The organism is Dactylosporangium vinaceum (assembly GCF_019904175.1).
GTDB classification, from domain to species: Bacteria; Actinomycetota; Actinomycetes; order Mycobacteriales; family Micromonosporaceae; genus Dactylosporangium; species Dactylosporangium vinaceum.
On sequence record NZ_CP061913.1, the window covers coordinates 2,240,627 to 2,258,939 of the forward strand.

17 protein-coding genes are annotated in these 18,313 nt (G+C 72.8%); 7 read left to right on the forward strand and 10 right to left on the reverse strand.

The features are described 5' to 3' along the window. Nucleotides 1-14 precede the first annotated feature (14 nt). From xylA to Dvina_RS09715, 3 genes are read left to right on the forward strand one after another with little or no spacing between them, the layout of a single operon-like run. Nucleotides 15-1,175: a xylose isomerase gene (gene xylA, locus Dvina_RS09705; RefSeq protein WP_223102119.1), complete on the forward strand. Its 1,161-nt coding sequence runs from the start codon at nt 15-17 to the stop codon at nt 1,173-1,175. Continuing rightward, nucleotides 1,172-2,563: a xylulokinase gene (gene xylB, locus Dvina_RS09710; protein ID WP_223102120.1), complete on the forward strand. Its 1,392-nt coding sequence runs from the start codon at nt 1,172-1,174 to the stop codon at nt 2,561-2,563. Before xylA ends, xylB begins: the two co-directional genes overlap by 4 nt. Nucleotides 2,564-2,597: 34 nt before the next feature. After that, a complete protein-coding gene (locus Dvina_RS09715; protein ID WP_223102121.1) occupies nt 2,598-2,978 on the forward strand; it encodes a PPOX class F420-dependent oxidoreductase in 381 nt (126 codons plus the stop codon). 14 nt (nt 2,979-2,992) lie between these two features. Here the strand turns inward: Dvina_RS09715 and Dvina_RS09720 are convergent, their stop codons facing one another. The 6 genes from Dvina_RS09720 to Dvina_RS09745 all read right to left on the reverse strand — a co-directional run bounded on the left by Dvina_RS09720 (nt 2,993) and on the right by Dvina_RS09745 (nt 6,899). Next, on the reverse strand, nt 2,993-3,256 hold the full coding sequence (locus tag Dvina_RS09720) for a DUF4235 domain-containing protein (protein ID WP_223102122.1): 264 nt from the start codon (nt 3,254-3,256) through the stop codon (nt 2,993-2,995). After that, a complete protein-coding gene (locus Dvina_RS09725; protein ID WP_223102123.1) occupies nt 3,253-3,744 on the reverse strand; it encodes a DUF3618 domain-containing protein in 492 nt (163 codons plus the stop codon). Before Dvina_RS09725 ends, Dvina_RS09720 begins: the two co-directional genes overlap by 4 nt. Further along, a complete protein-coding gene (locus Dvina_RS09730) occupies nt 3,741-4,217 on the reverse strand; it encodes a phage holin family protein (protein WP_223102124.1) in 477 nt (158 codons plus the stop codon). Before Dvina_RS09730 ends, Dvina_RS09725 begins: the two co-directional genes overlap by 4 nt. A gap of 545 nt (nt 4,218-4,762) precedes the next feature. After that, on the reverse strand, nt 4,763-5,581 hold the full coding sequence (locus Dvina_RS09735) for a DUF1028 domain-containing protein (protein ID WP_223102125.1): 819 nt from the start codon (nt 5,579-5,581) through the stop codon (nt 4,763-4,765). A 38-nt stretch (nt 5,582-5,619) separates the two neighbouring features. Then, nucleotides 5,620-6,177, reverse strand: a complete 558-nt coding sequence (locus Dvina_RS09740) for a hypothetical protein (protein ID WP_223102126.1) — start codon at nt 6,175-6,177, stop codon at nt 5,620-5,622. After that, entirely contained in the window at nt 6,174-6,899 is a 726-nt protein-coding gene (locus Dvina_RS09745) for a TetR/AcrR family transcriptional regulator (RefSeq protein WP_223102127.1), read from the reverse strand. Before Dvina_RS09745 ends, Dvina_RS09740 begins: the two co-directional genes overlap by 4 nt. A gap of 60 nt (nt 6,900-6,959) precedes the next feature. Between Dvina_RS09745 and Dvina_RS09750 the strand changes: the two genes are divergently transcribed. Further along, nucleotides 6,960-8,393 (forward strand): MFS transporter, encoded by a 1,434-nt coding sequence (locus Dvina_RS09750; protein ID WP_246656120.1) that lies wholly within the window; start codon nt 6,960-6,962, stop codon nt 8,391-8,393. 104 nt (nt 8,394-8,497) lie between these two features. On the opposite strand, the gene Dvina_RS09755 is transcribed toward Dvina_RS09750, so the two are convergent. Then, entirely contained in the window at nt 8,498-9,382 is an 885-nt protein-coding gene (locus Dvina_RS09755) for a LysR family transcriptional regulator (protein WP_223102129.1), read from the reverse strand. Between the two features lie 79 nt (nt 9,383-9,461). On the opposite strand from Dvina_RS09755, the gene Dvina_RS09760 reads away from it, so the two are divergent. Then, a complete protein-coding gene (locus Dvina_RS09760; protein ID WP_223102130.1) occupies nt 9,462-10,745 on the forward strand; it encodes an aspartate aminotransferase family protein in 1,284 nt (427 codons plus the stop codon). Here the strand turns inward: Dvina_RS09760 and Dvina_RS09765 are convergent, their stop codons facing one another. Together Dvina_RS09765 and Dvina_RS09770 are read right to left on the reverse strand one after the other, a co-directional pair. Then, entirely contained in the window at nt 10,746-11,369 is a 624-nt protein-coding gene (locus tag Dvina_RS09765) for a response regulator (protein ID WP_223102131.1), read from the reverse strand. It abuts the gene before it with no gap. After that, a complete protein-coding gene (locus Dvina_RS09770) occupies nt 11,362-12,480 on the reverse strand; it encodes a GAF domain-containing sensor histidine kinase (protein ID WP_223102132.1) in 1,119 nt (372 codons plus the stop codon). The genes Dvina_RS09765 and Dvina_RS09770 overlap by 8 nt, the downstream gene beginning before the upstream one ends. 101 nt (nt 12,481-12,581) lie before the next feature. Here Dvina_RS09770 and Dvina_RS09775 point away from each other — a divergent pair, with 101 nt between their 5' ends. After that, nucleotides 12,582-13,226: an SDR family NAD(P)-dependent oxidoreductase gene (locus Dvina_RS09775; RefSeq protein WP_223102133.1), complete on the forward strand. Its 645-nt coding sequence runs from the start codon at nt 12,582-12,584 to the stop codon at nt 13,224-13,226. After that, complete coding sequence (locus Dvina_RS09780) at nt 13,223-14,227, forward strand: S-adenosylmethionine:tRNA ribosyltransferase-isomerase (protein ID WP_223102134.1); 1,005 nt, start codon at nt 13,223-13,225, stop codon at nt 14,225-14,227. The genes Dvina_RS09775 and Dvina_RS09780 overlap by 4 nt, the downstream gene beginning before the upstream one ends. A gap of 24 nt (nt 14,228-14,251) precedes the next feature. Here Dvina_RS09780 and hrpA read toward each other — a convergent pair whose 3' ends face one another. After that, the gene (gene hrpA / locus Dvina_RS09785) at nt 14,252-18,121 is read right to left on the reverse strand and encodes an ATP-dependent RNA helicase HrpA (RefSeq protein ID WP_223102135.1); all 3,870 of its coding nucleotides are present in this window, start codon (nt 18,119-18,121) and stop codon (nt 14,252-14,254) included. Nucleotides 18,122-18,313: the final 192 nt, after the last annotated feature.

The window sequence follows — 18,313 nt, forward strand, 5'->3', positions numbered from 1 at the left end:
CGAAGAGGTTTTTCATGAACGATTACCAGCCCCAGCGCGAAGACAAGTTCTCCTTCGGACTCTGGACCGTCGGCTGGCAGGCCCAGGACGTCTTCGGCGGCCCGACGCGCGCGCCGCTGGACTCCGTCGAGGCCGTCCACCGCCTGTCCGACCTCGGCGCGGCCGCTGTCACGTTCCACGACGACGACCTGTTCCCGTTCGGCAGCGACGACGCGACCCGCGACAAGCTCATCTCGCGGTTCAAGGACGCGCTGAACGAGACGGGCGTCCGGGTGGAGATGGTCACCACCAACCTGTTCGGCCACCCGATCTTCAAGGACGGCGGGTTCACGTCGAACGACCGCGCCGTGCGCCGCTTCGCCCTCAAGAAGGTGCTGCGCAACATCGACCTGGCCGCCGAGCTGGGCGCGGAGACCTACGTCCTGTGGGGCGGGCGCGAGGGCGCCGAGTCCGGCGGGTCCAAGGACGTGGCGGCCGCCCTCGACCGGTACCGCGAAGGACTCAACCTGCTCTGCCAATACGTGCGCGAGCAGGGGTACGACATCCGCTTCGCCATTGAGCCGAAGCCCAACGAGCCCCGGGGCGACATCCTGCTCCCGACCATCGGCCACGCCCTCGCGCTCATCTCGACGCTCGACGAGCCCGACCGGGTGGGCCTCAACCCCGAGGTCGGCCACGAGGAGATGGCGGGCCTGAACTTCGCCCACGGCATCGCCCAGGCGCTGTGGCACGGGAAGCTGTTCCACATCGACCTCAACGGGCAGCACGGCCCGCGGTTCGACCAGGACCTGCGCTTCGGCGCGGGCAACCTGCGCGGCGCGTTCTGGACCGTCGACGTGCTGGAGACCGGCGGTTACACCGGCTTCCGCCACTTCGACTACAAGCCCCCGCGCACCGAGGACTACGACGGCGTCTGGGCGACCGCGGCCGCCTGCATGCGCAACTACCTGATCCTGCGCGAGAAGGTCCGGGCGTTCCGGGCCGACCCGGAGGTGGTCGCCGCCCTCGCCGACGCGCGCGTCGACGAGCTGCAGCAGCCGACCCTGGCCGAGGGCGAGACCATCGCGTCGCTGCGCGAGGAGGAGTTCGACGTCGACAAGCTCGCGGCGCGCGGCAGCGCGTTCGAGGTGCTCGACCAGCTGGCGATGGAGCACCTCCTCGGGGTTCGTTCATGACCCTTGTCGCGGGGGTGGACACGTCCACCCAGTCGACGAAGGTGGTGGTCTGCGACGCGGACACCGGTGCGGTCGTGCGGGAGGGCCGCGCCGGGCACCCCGACGGCACGGAGGTCGCGCCCGCGCACTGGTGGACGGCGTTCCAGGAGGCGACGGCGGGCGGCCTGCTCGACGGCGTCGCGGCGATCGGCGTCGGCGGCCAGCAGCACGGCATGGTGCTGCTGGACGAGGCCGGTGAGGTCGTCCGCGACGCGCTGCTGTGGAACGACACCCGCTCCGCCGGCGCGGCCGAGGACCTCATCGCCGAGCTTCCCGGCGGCGCGGCCGGCTGGGCCGAGGCGGTCGGCCTGGTGCCGGTGGCCAGCTTCACCGTCACCAAGCTGCGCTGGGTCGCCCGGCACGAGCCCACCGTGGCCGACCGGGCGGCGTCGGTCATGCTGCCGCACGACTGGATCACCCACCGCCTCCGCGCGGACGGCGGGGAGCCGACCACGGACCGGGGCGACGCCTCCGGCACCGGGTACTGGTCTGCGGCGACCGGCGCCTACCGGACCGACCTGGTGCGCCTGGCGTTCGGGCGCGACCTCGCGCTCCCGCGCGTCGCCGGCCCGGCCGAGGTGGTCGGCGAGACCGCCGCGGGCGCGCTGCTGGCCGCGGGCACCGGCGACAACATGGCGGCCGCGCTCGGGCTGGGCCTGCGCCCCGGTGACCTGGTGGTGTCGCTCGGCACGTCGGGCACGGTGTTCGGGGTCTCGGCGGCGCCGGTCGCCGATCCGAGCGGCACCGTGGCCGGGTTCGCCGACGCGACAGGGCACCACCTGCCGCTCGTCGCCACGATGAACGCGGCCCGGGTGCTGACCGCCGTGGCCGGGCTGCTCGGGGTGTCGCTGTCCGCACTCGCCGAGCTGGCGCTGGCCGCGCAGCCGGGGGCGGGGGGACTGACGCTGCTGCCGTACCTGGACGGGGAGCGCACGCCCAACCTGCCCGACGCGCGCGGGCTGCTCAACGGGCTCACGCGCGGAAATGCGACCCCGCAGAACCTGGCGCGGGCCGCGTACGAGGGCATGCTCTGCGGTCTGGCCGACGGGCTGGATGCTGTGCGGGGTCTGGGAGTACAGGTGCAGCGGGTTTTGCTCATCGGCGGGGCGGCCGCTTCACCGGCCGTCCGGTCGATCGCCGCGGGCCTGCTCGGGGTGCCGGTCAGCGTGCCCTCGCCGGGGGAGTACGTGGCCCTGGGGGCGGCTCGGCAGGCGGCCTGGGCACTCAGCGGTGCGGCGGAGGCGCCGGACTGGCCGGTGTCCGCGGTGGACGCGGCCGCAACGGAGGAGTCGGGCGTGCGCAAGGTCTACGCCGACGTGCGCGACCGGGCGCGGCCGCTCCTGCATTGACCTCAACGGCGGTTGAGGTTGCACGCTTGCAGGCATGCTCGAATTCAGTGATGTGGAGCAGGCGTACCTGGCCTCACAGAGGCTGGGGCGCCTGGCCACGATCCTGCCCGGCGGCTACCCGCACAACAACCCGGTCGGCTTCGCCCTCAACGCCGCGCTCGGCACCATCGACATCGGCGGCCACAACCTGGGCGCCAGCAGGAAGTTCGCCAACGTCCGGGCCAACCCGAAGGTCAGCTTCGTGGTCGACGACATCGTGTCGCACTCGCCGTGGCAGGTCCGCGGCATCGAGATACGCGGCGAGGCCGAAGCGCTGTCCGATGTGGACCCTCTGCACTCCGGCCTCAGCCGCGAACTCATTCGTCTGCATCCCACCCGCATCCGCAGCTGGGGTCTTCTGTCGCCGGTTCCCTAGCCTGGCAGGCGAGCTCAGTCGTCGGGCCACTCGCCGGTGAGGCGGCGCACACCCGCCGCCCCGCCGCGGTCGATCGCGGCCTTGACCACGGCGAAGATCGCTCCCTGCAGGGCGGCCGCGGCGAGGACCTCGCCCCAGCCGTACTCCTGCGAGGTGGCCTCGGGCGCTTCCGGCTCGCCCGAGATCCGCTTCCACACCTGCTTGAACACGATGCCCGCCGCAATACCGCCGGCCACGCTGAAGGCGATGCTGAACGGCTTGTACAGGATCTTGTTCACATCGTCTCCTGGCGGCTGCGGTAGCCGACGAGCCCGGCCAGCACCAGCAGGGCCGAGCCGACGATCCACGGCGCCGGGTGCTCGCGGGCCGAGTCGAGCAGCCGCCGCATCCCGCTCTGCAGCGCCGTCCTGGGATGCGTCCGCAGCTCCCGGCCGGCGTACGCGGCGTTGACCGCCACCTGCTCGGCCCCCTCCCGCACGCGCAGCTTGGCCGCCTCGACCCCCGAGGACACGCGATCCTTGGCGTTCTCGACAGTGGTGTGCACGGCCTCCTGGGCGCGGGCCTTCACGTCGGCCTTGGCCGCGAGCGCCTCGACGGTCTCGCCGAGCCCGGCCCGGGTCCGGGTGATCTCGGCCCGCAGCGCCTCCGGGGTCGACGGGGTGTGGCTGTGCCCGCTCGCGGTGTTGCCGCTCGTGGTGTGACCGTTGGTCGTGTGGCCGTTCGTGGTGTGGCCGTTCGCACTGTGCTGCGAGTCGGTCGCGGTCATCGGGTGCTCCCGTTGTGGCCGTTGTTGGTGTAGTGCTTGATCGACGCCGACACCGTGTCGACGTCGGCCTTCACGCTGGCCACCGTCTCCTGCGGCATGGCCGGGACGGCCTGCTTGACCTGGCGCTTCCCGACGAGCGCCAGCACGCCCGCCACCGCGAACAGCGCAACACCGACGATCAGCGCGGCCAGCCAGGCCGGCATGACCGCGGCGAGCCCGATGATGAGCGCCGCCAGCATCGCCCCGACGCCGTACAGCGCGACAACCCCGGCCCCGCCGAACATCCCGACACCGAGACCGGCGCGCTTACCCTTTTCGGTGAGTTCGATCTGAGCCAGCTTCAGCTCGTCGCGTACCAGCGTGGAGACCTGCTCGGCGGCCAGCTTCACGAGCTCGGCCGTGGACGCAGTGCCCCGATCAGCAACATGCAACGCCGGCGCCACGGCCGGGCGGTCGTTCAGGGTGGACGTCATGGTTTCTCCTCTCGCCCGTACCCACCTTGTTCCCACCCCGCGCCAGGGCTAACCCGCAACCAGCACCAGTTCGACCCACACCACCCCAGCTCTCCCACCCAACCCAACCCACCCCTCCGTCCCACGCCACCCGACCCCACCCCAAGCCGCCCGCCCGTCGCCTCACCGACGTCGCCCGCTCGGTCGCGTTGCTCGGTCGCGTGCCGCTCGGTCGTTCGTCGCCCAGACCGTGCCGCCCCAGACCGTGCTGCCGAAACTGCACTGCCCGAACCGTGCGCCAGACGGTGCCGCCGAAGCCGTGTGTCCGGACGGTGCTGTCCAAACGGTGTGGCCGAAGCCGGGTCTGGACGGTGCCGTCCAGACGGCGCCGGGCCGAATCGGGGTCGGCTGAACCGGGGTCGGCCGAAGCGGGGTCGGCCGAAGCGGGCATCGGTGGTGTGGCGCGTGGTTGCGTGCGTCTTTGCCCGGTCGGGTCGGCGGCGGGTGCGTCTGTCGAGGGCTCTGCGGTGGTCAGAAAGGCGGGAGGTCGGGCGGGTCGGTGGGGGTCATGGCTTGGGCTTTGCGGCGCGCAGTTGCTCCAGCACCAAGGGGTCGATGGCGCCGTCGGCCAGGCGCTCCTCGAGGTTCTCGACGCCGGCCCAGGCGGCCAGGGAGGTGTAGCCGAGTGCTGTCACGCGCTCGTGTACCTCGTGGGCCAGGTCGTCGACGAGGGGGAGGAGGGTGGTGGGGTCGGGCTTGGTGAAGTACAACTCCCAAAGGCTTATTAACTGTGACATCCGGCCCACCGGATCGGGGTCGTCGTCGACGCGCAGGTCGATCTCGGTGTCGGTCGCTCCGCCGTAGCCGGCGCCGTGGCGTACCGAGTAGAGGGCGGCGCTCTGCCGGCCGCGGCTGTCCCCGCCCGCGGCGTCGCCCGCGGCCAGTGCGGCGTGCAGGCGGCGGGGCAGGGAGAGGGCGGAGCCGGCCAGCCAGGCGCGCTCCATCTCGGCGACGACCTCGGGGCCGGTCAGGATGTTGCCCTGGATCGCGTAGCCGTCGCCGGTCACCCCGCCCGCCCACGCGAAGCACTCCGGGCCCGTGTAGGACGCGCCCGGGCCGGTCGGGGCGACGACGCCCACCTGGCGCTGGGCGCGGCCCGGGTCGGCGGCGACCAGGCCGGCGATGACGTCGGCGGCGGCGGTGCCGGTGCGCAGCAGTGCCAGGCCCTGCTCGCGGAACGCCAGGTTGGCGAACGCCTGCGTCGCGAGGGCCCCGACGCCGCTCACGGCGGCCGGGACGACCGCCCCGACGGCGAGGAACTTGCTGGCCACGGCCACACCGAGGGACTGCCCGTCGGCCGAGCGCCCGACGATCGAGAACGTCATGGGCAACACCGTACGGCAAATGCTTCCGTTCGAAAGCTTTAGCCGCCCGCGATGACACCCGGCGGCTGGGACAGGCACACGAACGGGCCGCGCACCCCGGCGCTGAACCGCTCGGCCGCCCGCAGTGCCGTCTCCACCCGCCGCTGCGGCGCCATCCGCGACTGCGCGGTCGCGAACAGGGCGCCGAGCGCGATCTCGTCGCCGACGCCGACCGCCGCATAACCGTCCGCCGCCTCGGCGACCTGGTAGTCGTCGTGCACGGTGAACAGCCGGCCCTTGACGCCGACCAGGAACGTGCCGCCCTCCTCGCGCTCGCTGTCCCGGCGCGCCCAGCCGCCCGCCTTCAGGCACTCGCGGACCGTGTCGATGAAGCGGGTGGCCATGAACCGCTCGATGTCACCGACGGGCTTCGGGGGCTTGAGGGAGTACCGGATCAGCTGCCCCATGCGGAAGGACGTGGTGAAGCCGAAGAGGTACCCGTTGTTGTGGAACACCTTCGAGTCGGCCCGCACGGTCAGGCTCCAGCCCGAGGCGCCCGCGCTGTCGCCGCCGATGTACACGGTGCCCTGGTGGACCAGGCCCACGATCGCCGTCATGCCGCACCGCCGCCGGGGCGGGCGTGCCGGGCCAGGCCGTCGAGCATCAGGTCGAGGGCGAAGGCGAAGCGGTCGTCGCCGCTGCCCTCGATCATTGTGGGGGCCAGGGCGACCAGGTTGGGGAACTCGTCGGCGGGCAGGCTCGCGAAGTAGTCACGGACCTGGTTGAGGTACGGCTCGGCGTCGGCCTCGCTCTGCCGGCCCAGGTCGGCGTGGACGGCCTGCTCGAGAGCGTCAGCGACGATGACCATCGACATCTGGTCCATGCTCCACGCACAGATCCGGTCGGGAATACCCGCCCCCCGCAGCACCGCCAGCATCGCCTCGGTGTACCGCAGCGAGTTGGGCCCGGTCGGGATGTTGGCCCGGGCCACCCGCACCAGGTCGCGATGGGCCGCGAACACGTTGCGGCTGGCGAAGCAGCTGCTCTTGACCTCGGCCACCCAGTCGTGCGCGTCCGCGCGCGGTAGCGGGATCTCGCCGACGACCCGGTCGAGGAGCTGCTCCAGCAGCTCGTCCTTGTTGGCGAAGTATGCGTAGAGCGAGGCCGCGCCGGTCCCCAGCTCCTGCGCCACCCGGCGCATGCTTACCGCGTCGAGCCCGTCGCGGTCGACGAGGCGCAGGGCGGTGCTCAGCACCGCCTCCGCGCTCAGGGGTTGGCGGGCGGCATGCGCTTTCTTCGGCGCCCGCCACGGTGGCGCGGGGATGTCGGCAGACGGCACCTCGACATCGTACTGACTTCTCGCTTGACGCGAACACCGTTCGAATGTAGAACGATGTTCGTGAAAAACGAACAGCGTTCCAAACATTGGCTGGTACTCGCCGTGGTCCTCGCGGCCGAAGTGATGGACCTGCTCGACGCGACGATCATCGCCATCGCGGGCCCGTCCATCCGGGCCGACCTCGGTGGCGGCACCGCCTTCCTGCAGTGGCTCGCGGCCGGGTACACCCTTGCCTTCGCCATCGGCCTCGTCACCGGCGGCCGGCTGGGCGACATCTTCGGCCGCCGCCCCATGTTCCTGGCCGGTGCGGCCGGCTTCACGCTCATGTCCCTGCTCTGCGCGGTCGCGCCCGGCCCGGCCTGGCTCGTCGCGTTCCGGGTCCTGCAGGGCCTCTGCGGCGCCGTCCTGATCCCTCAGGGCCTGGGCCTGATCAAGGCCGCGTTCCCGCCGGAGAAGCTCGGTGCCGCGTTCGGCGCGTTCGGCCCCGTGATGGGCCTGTCCGCGGTCGGCGGCCCGATCCTGGCCGGCGTACTCGTGGACGCCGACCTCTTCGGCACCGGCTGGCGGGCCATCTTCCTGATCAACCTGCCGATCGGCCTGGCCGCATTGGCGGGCGCCGCGTTCGTGCTGCCCCGAAACGACGACCGCGACGCCGGCCTGCGCCTGGACCTCCCCGGCACCGCGCTGCTGGCCGGCGCGCTCCTGCTGCTCGTCTACCCCTTGGTCCAGGGCCGCGAGCTGGGCTGGCCGGCGTGGTGCTGGGCCGCCATGGCCGCGTCGCCGCCCGCCCTGTGGCTCTTCGCCCGCTACGAGCGCCGCCGCGTCCGCGCGGGCCGCACGCCGCTCGTCGAGCCGTCCCTGCTCGCGAAGCGCCGCTTCAACGCCGGCCTCGTCGTCGGCCTGATCCTGTTCGCCGGCATGATGGGCCTCTCGCTCATCCTCAGCGTGTACCTCCAGCTGGGCCGCGGCTACACCCCCGTCCGCGCCGGCCTCACCCAGGCGCCGTGGGCTCTGGGCACCGCGCTGGGCGCAATAGCCGCCTACGGCCTCAACACCCGCTTCGGCGGCCGGAAGGTCCTGGTCGGCGGCGTCGCGGTCATCGCCGTCGGCGTCGCCGCGTTCCTGGTGACGCTCGCCGCGACCGGCACCTCGACCTCGCCGTGGCCCCTCCTGCCGGCGCTGCTGGTGCTGGGCTTCGGCATGGGCGCGTCGATGACCCCGTACTTCGATCTGGTGCTGGCCGCCGTGGACCCTCACGAACTGGGCTCGGCGTCCGGCACCTTGACCGCCGCCCAGCAGATCGGCGGGGCCATGGGTGTCGCCACGCTCGGCACCGCGTACTTCTCCTGGGGCTCACTGCACCGCGTCCTATGGCTGGAGCTGGCTCTCCTGGCCGCCGCCACCGCGCTGTGCTTCCTGCTGCCACCCCGAGCCCGCGAGGACCCCGAACCCGCCCCCGAGCACGAACCGGCCCAACCAGCCGCCGCCCACTGACCGTCCCCGCACCGCTCTCGCCCGGCCCACGAGCACGACGGGCGGCGGCGGGAGTCGGGCGCCGGTGACGAGGGCGCGGGGCAGTCGCCCGGCCGGCCGGGCCGTCAGGGTGCCGGCGGGGGAGCGGCTGCGCGTAGGGCGGCGACGGCGGTGGCGATTGCGGGGCGGGTGACGGAGGACGCCCGGACGGCCGCGGTGATCCGGCGCTCCAGGGGGTCGCGGAGCGGGTGGGCCGTCACGTTGTAGCGCGCGTCGACGGCCAGTTCGGGCAGCAGCGTCACCGAGAGGCCGGCCTCGACGTGGGCCAGGAGCGGGCCGTAGGAGGAGAACAGCGCCGTCAGGTCCGGCTCGAAGCCCGCGCGGCGGCCGGCCCGGGTGATCAGGTCGTGGGTCCACGATCCCGGGCGCTCGGCGGACCAGAGCGCGTCCGCGAAGTCCGGCAGGTCGGCGACCCGGCTGGTGGTCGCGGCGGTCACCAGGACCACGCGGTCGGTGGTCAGCGGGGTGTGGATCACGTCGGCGTCCACGGGTGCGGTGCCGTCGAAGAGGTCGGCGGTCACGGCTACGTCGCACGCGCCCCGGCGCAGGGCCGGCACCCCCTCGGTCGGGTCGAGCTCGCGCAGGTCGACGCGCAGGCCGGGAGCGGTGGAGCGGAGCCGGTGGATGGCGGCCACGACGAAGGTGTTGACGGCGCTGGTGAACGCGCCGATCGTCAGGCGGCCGGTGGCGTCCAGGCCGGCCAGCTCGGCCCGCGCGGTCTCCATCTGATCCAGGATCGTGCGGGCGTGCCGGGCCAGGGTCCGGCCGGCCTCGGTCAGGCGCAGGCGGCGGCCGGCCCGCTCGAACAGCCGGGCCCCGGCCTCCCGCTCCAGCACTGCGAGCTGCTGCGACACCGTCGACGGGCTGAGGTGGGCGGCCTGCGCGACCGCGCGGACCGTGCCGAGCGCGGCCAGGTCGGCGAGCAACTTCAGCCGCCACGGGTCGAGCATGCCGTTGTTCTACGTTACCGAACAGGCTGTCCGCAATTGTGAGCTGGAGCTGCACACCGCACGGCCGTAGCGTCGGGGCATGGCGGACTTCTGGAGCGACGTCGAGCGGCACGTGGTCCGTTACGGCGGGGTGTTCACACCCGAGATCATCGTCGGGGCCGAGGGCAGCTACGTCGTCACCGAGAGCGGCCGGCGGATCCTCGACTTCACGTCGGGGCAGATGAGTGCGATCCTCGGGCACTCGCACCCGGAGATCGTGGCGACCGTACGGCGGCAGGTCGGCGAGCTCGACCACCTCTTCAGCGGCATGCTGTCCCGGCCGGTCGTCGAGCTGTCCCGGCGGCTGGCCGAGTCGCTGCCGGCGCCGCTGTCCAAGACGCTGCTGCTGACGACCGGCGCCGAGTCCAACGAGGCGGCCGTGCGCATGGCGAAGCTTGTCACCGGCGGATACGAGATCGTGTCGTTCGCCCGCTCCTGGCACGGGATGACCCAGGCCGCGGCCGGCGCCACCTACAGCGCCGGCCGGCGCGGCTACGGCCCGCCCTCACCCGGCAACTTCGCCATCCCGGCCCCGGACGGCTACCGGCCCGAGTTCACCCGGCCCGACGGCTCGCTCGACTGGGAGCGCCAGCTCGACACCGGGTTCGCGCTGTTCGACGCCCAGTCCTCCGGTGCGCCCGCCGCCTGCCTGGTCGAGCCGATCCTGAGCTCGGGCGGCGTCATCGAGCCGCCTGCCGGGTACCTCCGCCGCCTGCACGAGAAGTGCCGGGAGCGGGGCATGCTGCTGATCCTCGACGAGGCCCAGACCGGCCTGGGCCGGACCGGCACCTGGTACGCCTTCGAGCGCGACGGCATCGTCCCCGACATCATCACGCTCTCCAAGACCCTCGGCGCCGGGCTTCCGCTGGCGGCCGTTGTCACGTCGGAGGAGATCGAGCAGGCGGCGTACGAGCGCGGCTTCCTCTTCTACACGACCCACGTCAACGACCCGCTGCCCGCCGCGGTCGGCAACACCGTCCTGGACATCCTGGAGCGCGACGGCCTCGTCAAGCGCGCGGCCGAGCTCGGCGACCGGCTGCGGCGTGGCCTGCTGGAGCTGCAGTCCCGGCACGAGACCGTGGGCGACGTGCGCGGCCGCGGCCTGCTGCAGGGCCTCGAGCTGGTGACCGACCGGGCCACGAAGACCGGCGCGGACAGCCTGGGCGCCGCGGTCACCCGGCGGTGCCTGGAGCTGGGCCTGCACATGAACGTCGTCCAGCTGCCCGGCATGGGCGGCACGTTCCGCATCGCGCCGCCGCTGACGAGCACCGACGAGGAGCTGGAGCGCGGCCTGGCCATCCTGGACGAGGCGCTGGCCGGCTGATCAGCCGAGGTGGTGGCGCACCGCGTACAGGGCGGCCTGGGTGCGGTCCTGGACGCCGAGCTTGGTCAGGATCGCGCTCACGTGGGTCTTGACGGTCTTCTCGGCCAGGTTCAGGGCGCGGGCGATCTCACGGTTCGAGCGGCCGCGGGCGACCTCGGCCAGGACCTCGCGCTCGCGGGCGGTCAGCCGCACGCCATCCGCCGGGCCCGCCTCCGTGAGCAGGCGGGCCACCTCGGGGTTGAGCAGGACGTGCCCGGCGTGCACGGCGCGGATGGCGGCGGCCAGCGCCGGCGGGTCCACGTCCTTGTACACGTAGCCGGCGGCGCCCGCGCGCACGGCCGGCAGCACCGCGGCCGGCTCGGTGAAGCTGGTGATGACCAGGACCCGGGCCCGGGCCGCGGCCGCCGTCAGCGCGTGCAGGGCCTGCACGCCGTCGCCGCCGGGCATGCGCAGGTCGAGGAGGATGACGTCCGGATCGGTGCGCGCCGCCTCGGCCACGCAGGACGTGCTGTCGGAGGCCTCGCCGACCACCTCGATGTCGTCCTGCACATCGAGGAACGTGCGCAATCCCTGCCGTACCACCGGATGATCGTCGACGACGAGGACGCGAATGGGCTCAGGCAACCGGCACCTCCATGGTCACGGTCGTGCCCTCACCCGGCGCCGAGCGGATCAGCAGCCGCCCGCCCACCGCGCGGGCGCGCTCGTGCATCGAGATCAGGCCGAGGCGGCCCTGCCGGCCGGCGGTCGAGAAGCCGCGGCCGTTGTCGGCGACGGTGAGCGTCACACCCTGGGGCGTGCGGCGGAGCTCGACGGTGATCCGGGTCGCGGCCGCGTGGCGCAGCGCGTTGTGGAGCGCCTCCTGCGCCACCCGGTAGGCGGCCTCCTCGGACGCCGCCGGCAGTCGCGGGACAGGGTCCATCGCCAAGGACACCCGCGCCTCCTGTACCCGCTCGAGCAGCTCGATCTGCCGACGCAGCGCCGCGGCCAGGCCGTCCCCGGCCAGGTCGACGGGGCCCAGACCGACCACGATGGACTTCAGCTCGGCGGTGGCCTCGGCGGCCAGCCGCCGGACCACGTCCAGCTCCGCGGCCGCGCGGGCCGGGTCGCGCGCGATGAGCGTGAGCGCGGCGTCGGCGGTGAGCCGGAGGCTGAACAGCTTCTGCGTCACCGCGTCGTGCAGCTCCCGGGCGATCCGCTGCCGCTCCTCCACAATGGACAGCTCGCGGCTGCGCTCGTAGAGACGGGCGTTGACGATGGCGATCGCGGCGTGCGCGGCCAGGAGCTTCAGCAGCTCCTCGTCGTCGGCGTCGAACGACCCGCCCTGCTTGTTGGCCAGGAACAGCTCACCGAGGATGTCGGCACCGTCCACAATGGGCATCCCGAGGAAGTCCACCATCTCGGGGTGGCCGCTGGGCCAGCCCTCGAAGCTCGGATGCCGGCGGATGTCGGCCGCGCGGACCGGGTTCGGGTCGTGCAGCATCGCGCCGAGCAGGCCGTGCTGCCGCGGGATGGGGCCGATGCGGCGCCACTGCTCGGCGGTGAGGCCGTCGGCCAGGAACTCGCGGAACGAGCCGTTGCCGTCGGGGATGCCCAGCGCCGCGTACTGCGCGCCGAGGAGCCGCCGGGCCGCGGAGACGATCGTCTGCAGGACCTCGCGCACCGAAAGGTGGGCGGTGACGGCCAGCACCGCCTCGCTCACCTCGCGCAGCTCGTCGCGATCGCACTCGCCCACACCGACCACCGTACGCAGGGCGGGTCCTAGGTCCAAAGGTCCGGGCCCACCGCGACCGCGGCCCGATGGCAGCCGGATCGGGGCGCCATAGCGTCGGACCCATGAACAAGCCAACCGCCATCGTCACCGGCGTCTCACGCGGTCTCGGCAAGGCTCTCGCGGAGGGCCTCACGGACGCGGGCTGGACGGTCATCGGCGACGGGCGCACCCTCACCGCCCGCCAGCGCGGCCACGTCCCCGGCGACGTCACCGACTCGTGGCACCGCGGGCTGCTCGTCGAGACCGCACTGGAGACCGGCCGGCTCGACCTGCTCGTCAACAACGCCGGCATCCTGGGCCCGAGCCCGCAGCCGTTCCTGGCCGACTACCCCGAAGCCGAGCTGCGGCGGGTCTTCGAGGTGAACGTCGTCGCGCCCCTCGCCCTCACCCAGCTCGCCCTGCCCGCACTGCGCGACCACGGCGGCGCCGTCGTGAACATCAGCTCGGACGCGGCCACGGGCGCGTACCCGGGCTGGGGCGGCTACGGCGCCGCCAAGGCCGCTGTCGAGCAGCTGAGCAACGTCCTGGCCGCGGAGGAGCCGAAGCTGCGCGTGTGGTGGGTCGACCCCGGCGACCTGCGCACGCAGATGCACCAGGAGGCGTTCCCGGGCGAGGACATCGGCGACCGCCCGCTGCCCGAGTCGGTAGTGCCCGCGCTCCTCGACCTCCTCGCGACCCGGCCCGCGTCCGGCCGCATCAAGCTGTGAGCGCCGTCCTGGACTTCACGCTGCCCGCGTCGCTCGAGGCGCACGAGCCGCCGGAGGCGCGCGGTCTCGGCCGCGACGGGGTCCGGCTGCTGGTGGCGTCGGGCGCCGGGGTGGCGCATCGGCGGTTCACGGAGCTGCCGGAGCTGCTGCGGGCCGGGGACGTGCTCGTCGTCAACACGTCAGGGACGCTGGCGGCGGCGGTGGGAGTGCTGGGGGTACCGCTGCGGCTGCACTTCTCGACGCGGTTGCCCGACGGGCGATGGGCGGTCGAGGTCCGCGACGCTTCCCGGCGCCCGCACCCTGGCGCGGCCGGTGAGCTGCGGCTTCCCGGCGGGGCGAGCGTCACGCTGGAGGAGCCGTACACCGGTGGGCGGCTGTGGGCGGCGACCGTGCGCACCGGGGTGCCGGTGCCGGAGTTCCTGCGCCGGCACGGTGAGCCGATCCGCTACCCGTACGTCCGCCGCCGGTGGCCGCTGGCGTCCTACCAGACCGTGTTCGCCCGCGAGCCCGGCAGCGCCGAGATGCCGAGCGCCGGCCGGCCGTTCAGTGAGCGGGTCGTGACCCGCCTGGTCGCCGCGGGCGTGCGCTTCGCACCGCTTGTCCTGCACACGGGGGTGGCCTCGCCCGAGGCGCACGAGCGGCCGTATCCGGAGTGGTTCGCCGTCGCCGAGACCACCGCCCGGCTGGTCAACGACACCCGGGCCGCGGGCGGGCGGGTCGTCGCGGTCGGCACCACCGCCGTGCGGGCGCTGGAGAGCGCGGCCGGGCCGGACGGCCGGGTGGTGGCGCGCAGCGGGTACACCGATCTGATCGTCACCCCGCAGCGGGGTGTGTCCGCCGTCGACGGCCTGCTGACCGGATTCCACGAACCGCGGGCCTCACACCTCGACCTGCTGGCCGCGGTGTCGGCGCCGGACGTGCTCGCCGCCGCGTACGCCGAGGCGGTCCGCGAAGGCTACCTGTGGCACGAGTTCGGGGACGTGAACCTGCTGCTGCCGTAGCCCGGACCCGGCCGCCGCGCGGTGTCAGGCCGGGAGGGCGTCCATTGCCCGGTAGATGCGTACGTCCGAGATCGGGTAGGCCGTGCCGAGAGCCTGGGCGAAGAGGCCCACCCGGAGCTCCTCGATCATCCAGCGGATCTCGCGCAGCTGCGGCGTCATCGGCATCGCGGCCAGGAGCTGGTCGTACTCCTTCTGGATCTCCTGGACCGTGAGCATGCGGTCGCGGTCGCGGCCGGTGTCGGTCGGCACCTTCTCCAGGCGCTTCTCGATGCCGCGCAGGTAGCGCTCCAGGTCCGGGAGGCGCTGCCAGCCGGTGTCGGTGACGAAGCCGCGGTACACCAGCTTGGCGAGCTGGCCGCGCATGTCGGTCAGGGCCGGCAGCAGCAGCGGGTTCTTCGTGCGGGCCAGGCGCTGCTCGACGTCGTACGACGCGGCCAGGATCTTGCGGACGCTCGACACCACCTCCAGCGTCAGATCGACCAGGTCGGCTCGCACCTTGTCGCGCAGGGCCGTGAACGCGGCCTCGTCCCACGCCGGGCCGCCCGCGTCGGTCATGAGCTGGTCGATGGCGGCGGCGGCGCAGTCGTCCAGGAGGTCGACGGCGCTGCGGTGGGGGTTGCGGCTCAGCGCCAGCTTGTCGGCGTTGGAGAGGCGGCCCTGGACGAAGCGGGCCGGCGGGGGGAGCGTGAGCTGGAGGAGGCGGCGGGTGCCGCGCCACATCTCGTACTCCTGCCGGGCCGGGATGTCGAACGCCTGGACCGCCACCGACTCGCCCTCGTCGACCAGGGCCGGATACACGGTGAGGGTGTGGCCGGCGACGGTGCGGTCGAGGCGGCGGGGCAGGGTGCCGAACTCCCAGCGCGTCGTGCCCTTGCGCACCACGTCCACGGCGGCCTCGGCGACCGTCTTCTCCAGGCGCGGGGCCAGGCGTGCCCGCAGTACACCCAGGTCCTTGCCTTCGCCCAAGACCTGGCCGGCGTCGTCGACGATGCGGAACGTCATCTTCAGGTGCTCGGGGACCTTCGACAGGTCCCACTCGGCGCGGGGGACCGAGACGCCCGTCATGCGGCGCAGCGCCAGCTCGAGCGAGTCGAGCAGGTCGGCGGCCCGGGGCGGCATGTCGAGGAGGGCGTCGCGGGCGGTGTCGGGGGCCGGGACGAAGTTGCGGCGGGTGGCCTTCGGCAGGGACTTGATCAAGGCGGTGACGAGGTCCTCGCGCAGCCCGGGGACCTGCCAGGCGAAGTCGGCGTCGCGGACCGAGCCGAGCAGCGGCAGTCCGATGTGGACGGTGACGCCGTCGGCCTCCCGGCCCGGCTCGAACTGGTAGGTGAGCGCGAAGCGGCGGCCGTCCTGCTCCCAGGCGTCGGGGTACTGCTCCTGGCGGATCTGGTCGGCGCCGGCGTTGACGAGCATGGCCGGGTCGAACGTCAGCAGGTCGGGGGAGTCGCGGCGGGTCTTCTTCCACCAGCTGTCGAAGTGCCGGCCGGAGACCACCTCGGCGGGCAACCGGTTGTCGTAGAAGTCGAAGAGCGTCTCGTCGTCCACGAGCAGGTCGCGGCGGCGGGCGCGGGCCTCGAGCTCCTCGACCTCGCCGAGCAGGCGGCGGTTCTCCTCGAAGAACGCGTGAGAAGTCTCCCAGTCGCCCTCGACGAGCGCGTGGCGGATGAACAGCTCACGGGAGAGCGCGGGGTCGATCCGGCCGTAGTTGACCTTGCGGTTGGTGACGATCGGGACGCCGTAGAGCGTCACCCGCTCGACCGCCATGACCGCGGCCTGCTTGCGCTCCCAGTGCGGCTCGCTGTACTGGCGCTTGACCAGGTGCTGGGCGAGGGGCTCGATCCACTCCGGCTCGATCTTGGCGGCGACCCGGGCCCAGAGGCGGGTCGTCTCGACCAGCTCGGCCGCCATCACCCAGCGCGGCGTCTTGCGGAACAGGGAAGAGCCCGGAAACACGGCGAACTTCGCGTTGCGGGCGCCGAGGTACTCGCTCTTGTCCCCTTCCTTCAGCCCGATGTGCGAGAGCAGGCCGGCCAGGAGCGACACGTGAATCGGGTAGGCCGCCGCCGGCTCCTCGTTGGGCGTCACGTCCATCGTCTTGAGGACCTGGCGCAGCTGGCTGTAGATGTCCTGCCACTCGCGGACGCGCAGGTAGTTGAGGTATTCGGCCCGGCACAGCTTGCGGAACTGGTTGCTGGAGAGCTCCTTCTGCTTCTCCTGCAGGTAGTTCCACAGGTTGATGAAGCCGGTGAAGTCCGAGTCCTTGTCGGCGAACCGGGCGTGCGACTGCTGGGCCTGGGCCTGCTTGTCGGCCGGGCGCTCGCGCGGGTCCTGGATGGACAGCGCCGCGGCGATCACCATGACCTCGCGCACGGCGCCGTTCTTCTCGGCCTCCAGGACCATCCGGGCCAGCCGCGGGTCGACCGGCAGCTGCGACAGCTTCCGGCCGAGCGGGGTCAGGGCCTTCTTGTCATCGAGGGCGCCGAGCTCTTCGAGCAGCTGCACGCCCGCGGTGACGTTGCGCTTGTCGGGCGGGTCGATGAACGGGAACGCGCCGAGGTCGCCGAGGCCGAGCGCGATCATCTGCAGGATGACCGACGCCAGGTTGGTGCGCAGGATCTCCGGGTCGGTGAACTCGGGCCGCGCGTTGAAGTCGTCCTCGCTGTAGAGGCGGATGCAGATGCCGTCGGACGTGCGCCCGCACCGGCCCTTGCGCTGGTTGGCCGATGCCTGGGAGACGGGCTCGATCGGCAGTCGCTGAACCTTCAAACGGTGGCTGTACCGCGAGATCCTGGCCGTCCCCGGATCGACGACATACTTGATGCCGGGGACGGTCAGCGAGGTCTCGGCCACGTTGGTGGCGAGCACGACCCGGCGCCCGGAGTGCGGCTGGAACACCCGGTGCTGCTCGGCGAAGGAGAGCCGCGCAAACAGCGGCAGGATCTCCGTGTTGGGCAGGTCCAGCTTGGTGAGCGCGTCGGCGGTGTCGCGGATCTCCCGCTCGCCCGAGAGGAACACCAGGACATCGCCCGGGCCCTCGTCCTGCAGCTCCATGACGGCCATGGCGATCGCGTCGAACTGGTCGACCTCGTCCTCGCCCTCGTCGGGCGCCACGAGCGGCCGGTAGCGGACCTCGACCGGGTAGGTGCGGCCGGAGACCTCGACGATCGGGGCGTCACCGAAGTGCCGGGAGAACCGCTCGGGGTCGATGGTCGCCGACGTGATGATGAGCTTGAGGTCGGGGCGGCGGGGGAGGAGCTGCTTGAGGTACCCGAGGATGAAGTCGATGTTGAGGCTGCGCTCGTGGGCCTCGTCGATGATGAGCGTGTCGTACCGGCGCAGCAGCCGGTCCTGCTGGATCTCGGCCAGCAGGATGCCGTCGGTCATCACCTTGACCATCGTCTGCTCGGACGACTGGTCGGTGAAGCGCACCTTGAAGCCGACGGTCGCGCCCAGCTCGGTCTTGAGCTCCTCGGCGACCCGCTCGGCGACGGTCCGGGCGGCGATGCGCCGGGGCTGGGTGTGGCCGATCTGCCCGCTGACGCCGCGGCCCAGCTCCAGGCAGATCTTGGGCAGCTGGGTCGTCTTGCCCGACCCGGTCTCGCCGGCCACGATCACCACCTGGTGGTCGCGGATCGCCGCCAGGATCTCGTCCTTGCGCTGGCTGACCGGCAGCTGCTCCGGGTAGGAGATCTCCGGCCGGGCGGCTCTGCGGGCGGCGACGCGCTGCTCGGCCCGCTCGACGTCGGCCTTGATTGCCTCGGCGATGCCCTGGGCGTTGCGCGAGCGCTTGGCCCCGTCGATCCGGCGCCGCAGCCGATGCTGGTCCTGGGGCATCAACCCGGCGAGGCGAGCGCGCAGCTCACTCAGGCTGGTCGGCTGGGGCGTTTCAGACATGGCGTCCGCAAGCTTAGGCACGCGGCGCCGCGATTGCCCGTCAATTTTGGCCCGGGGGCCGCGTCGAGCCCGTTTTGTAGCCGGCGTCACCGCCTCGCGCCGCCCGGACGGCCGTCGAAAGTTGCGCAGGCGGCTTGTCGAGCGTTGCGCGGGGCGGCCTGTCGAGTGTCGCCCGGGCGGCTTGTCGGGCGT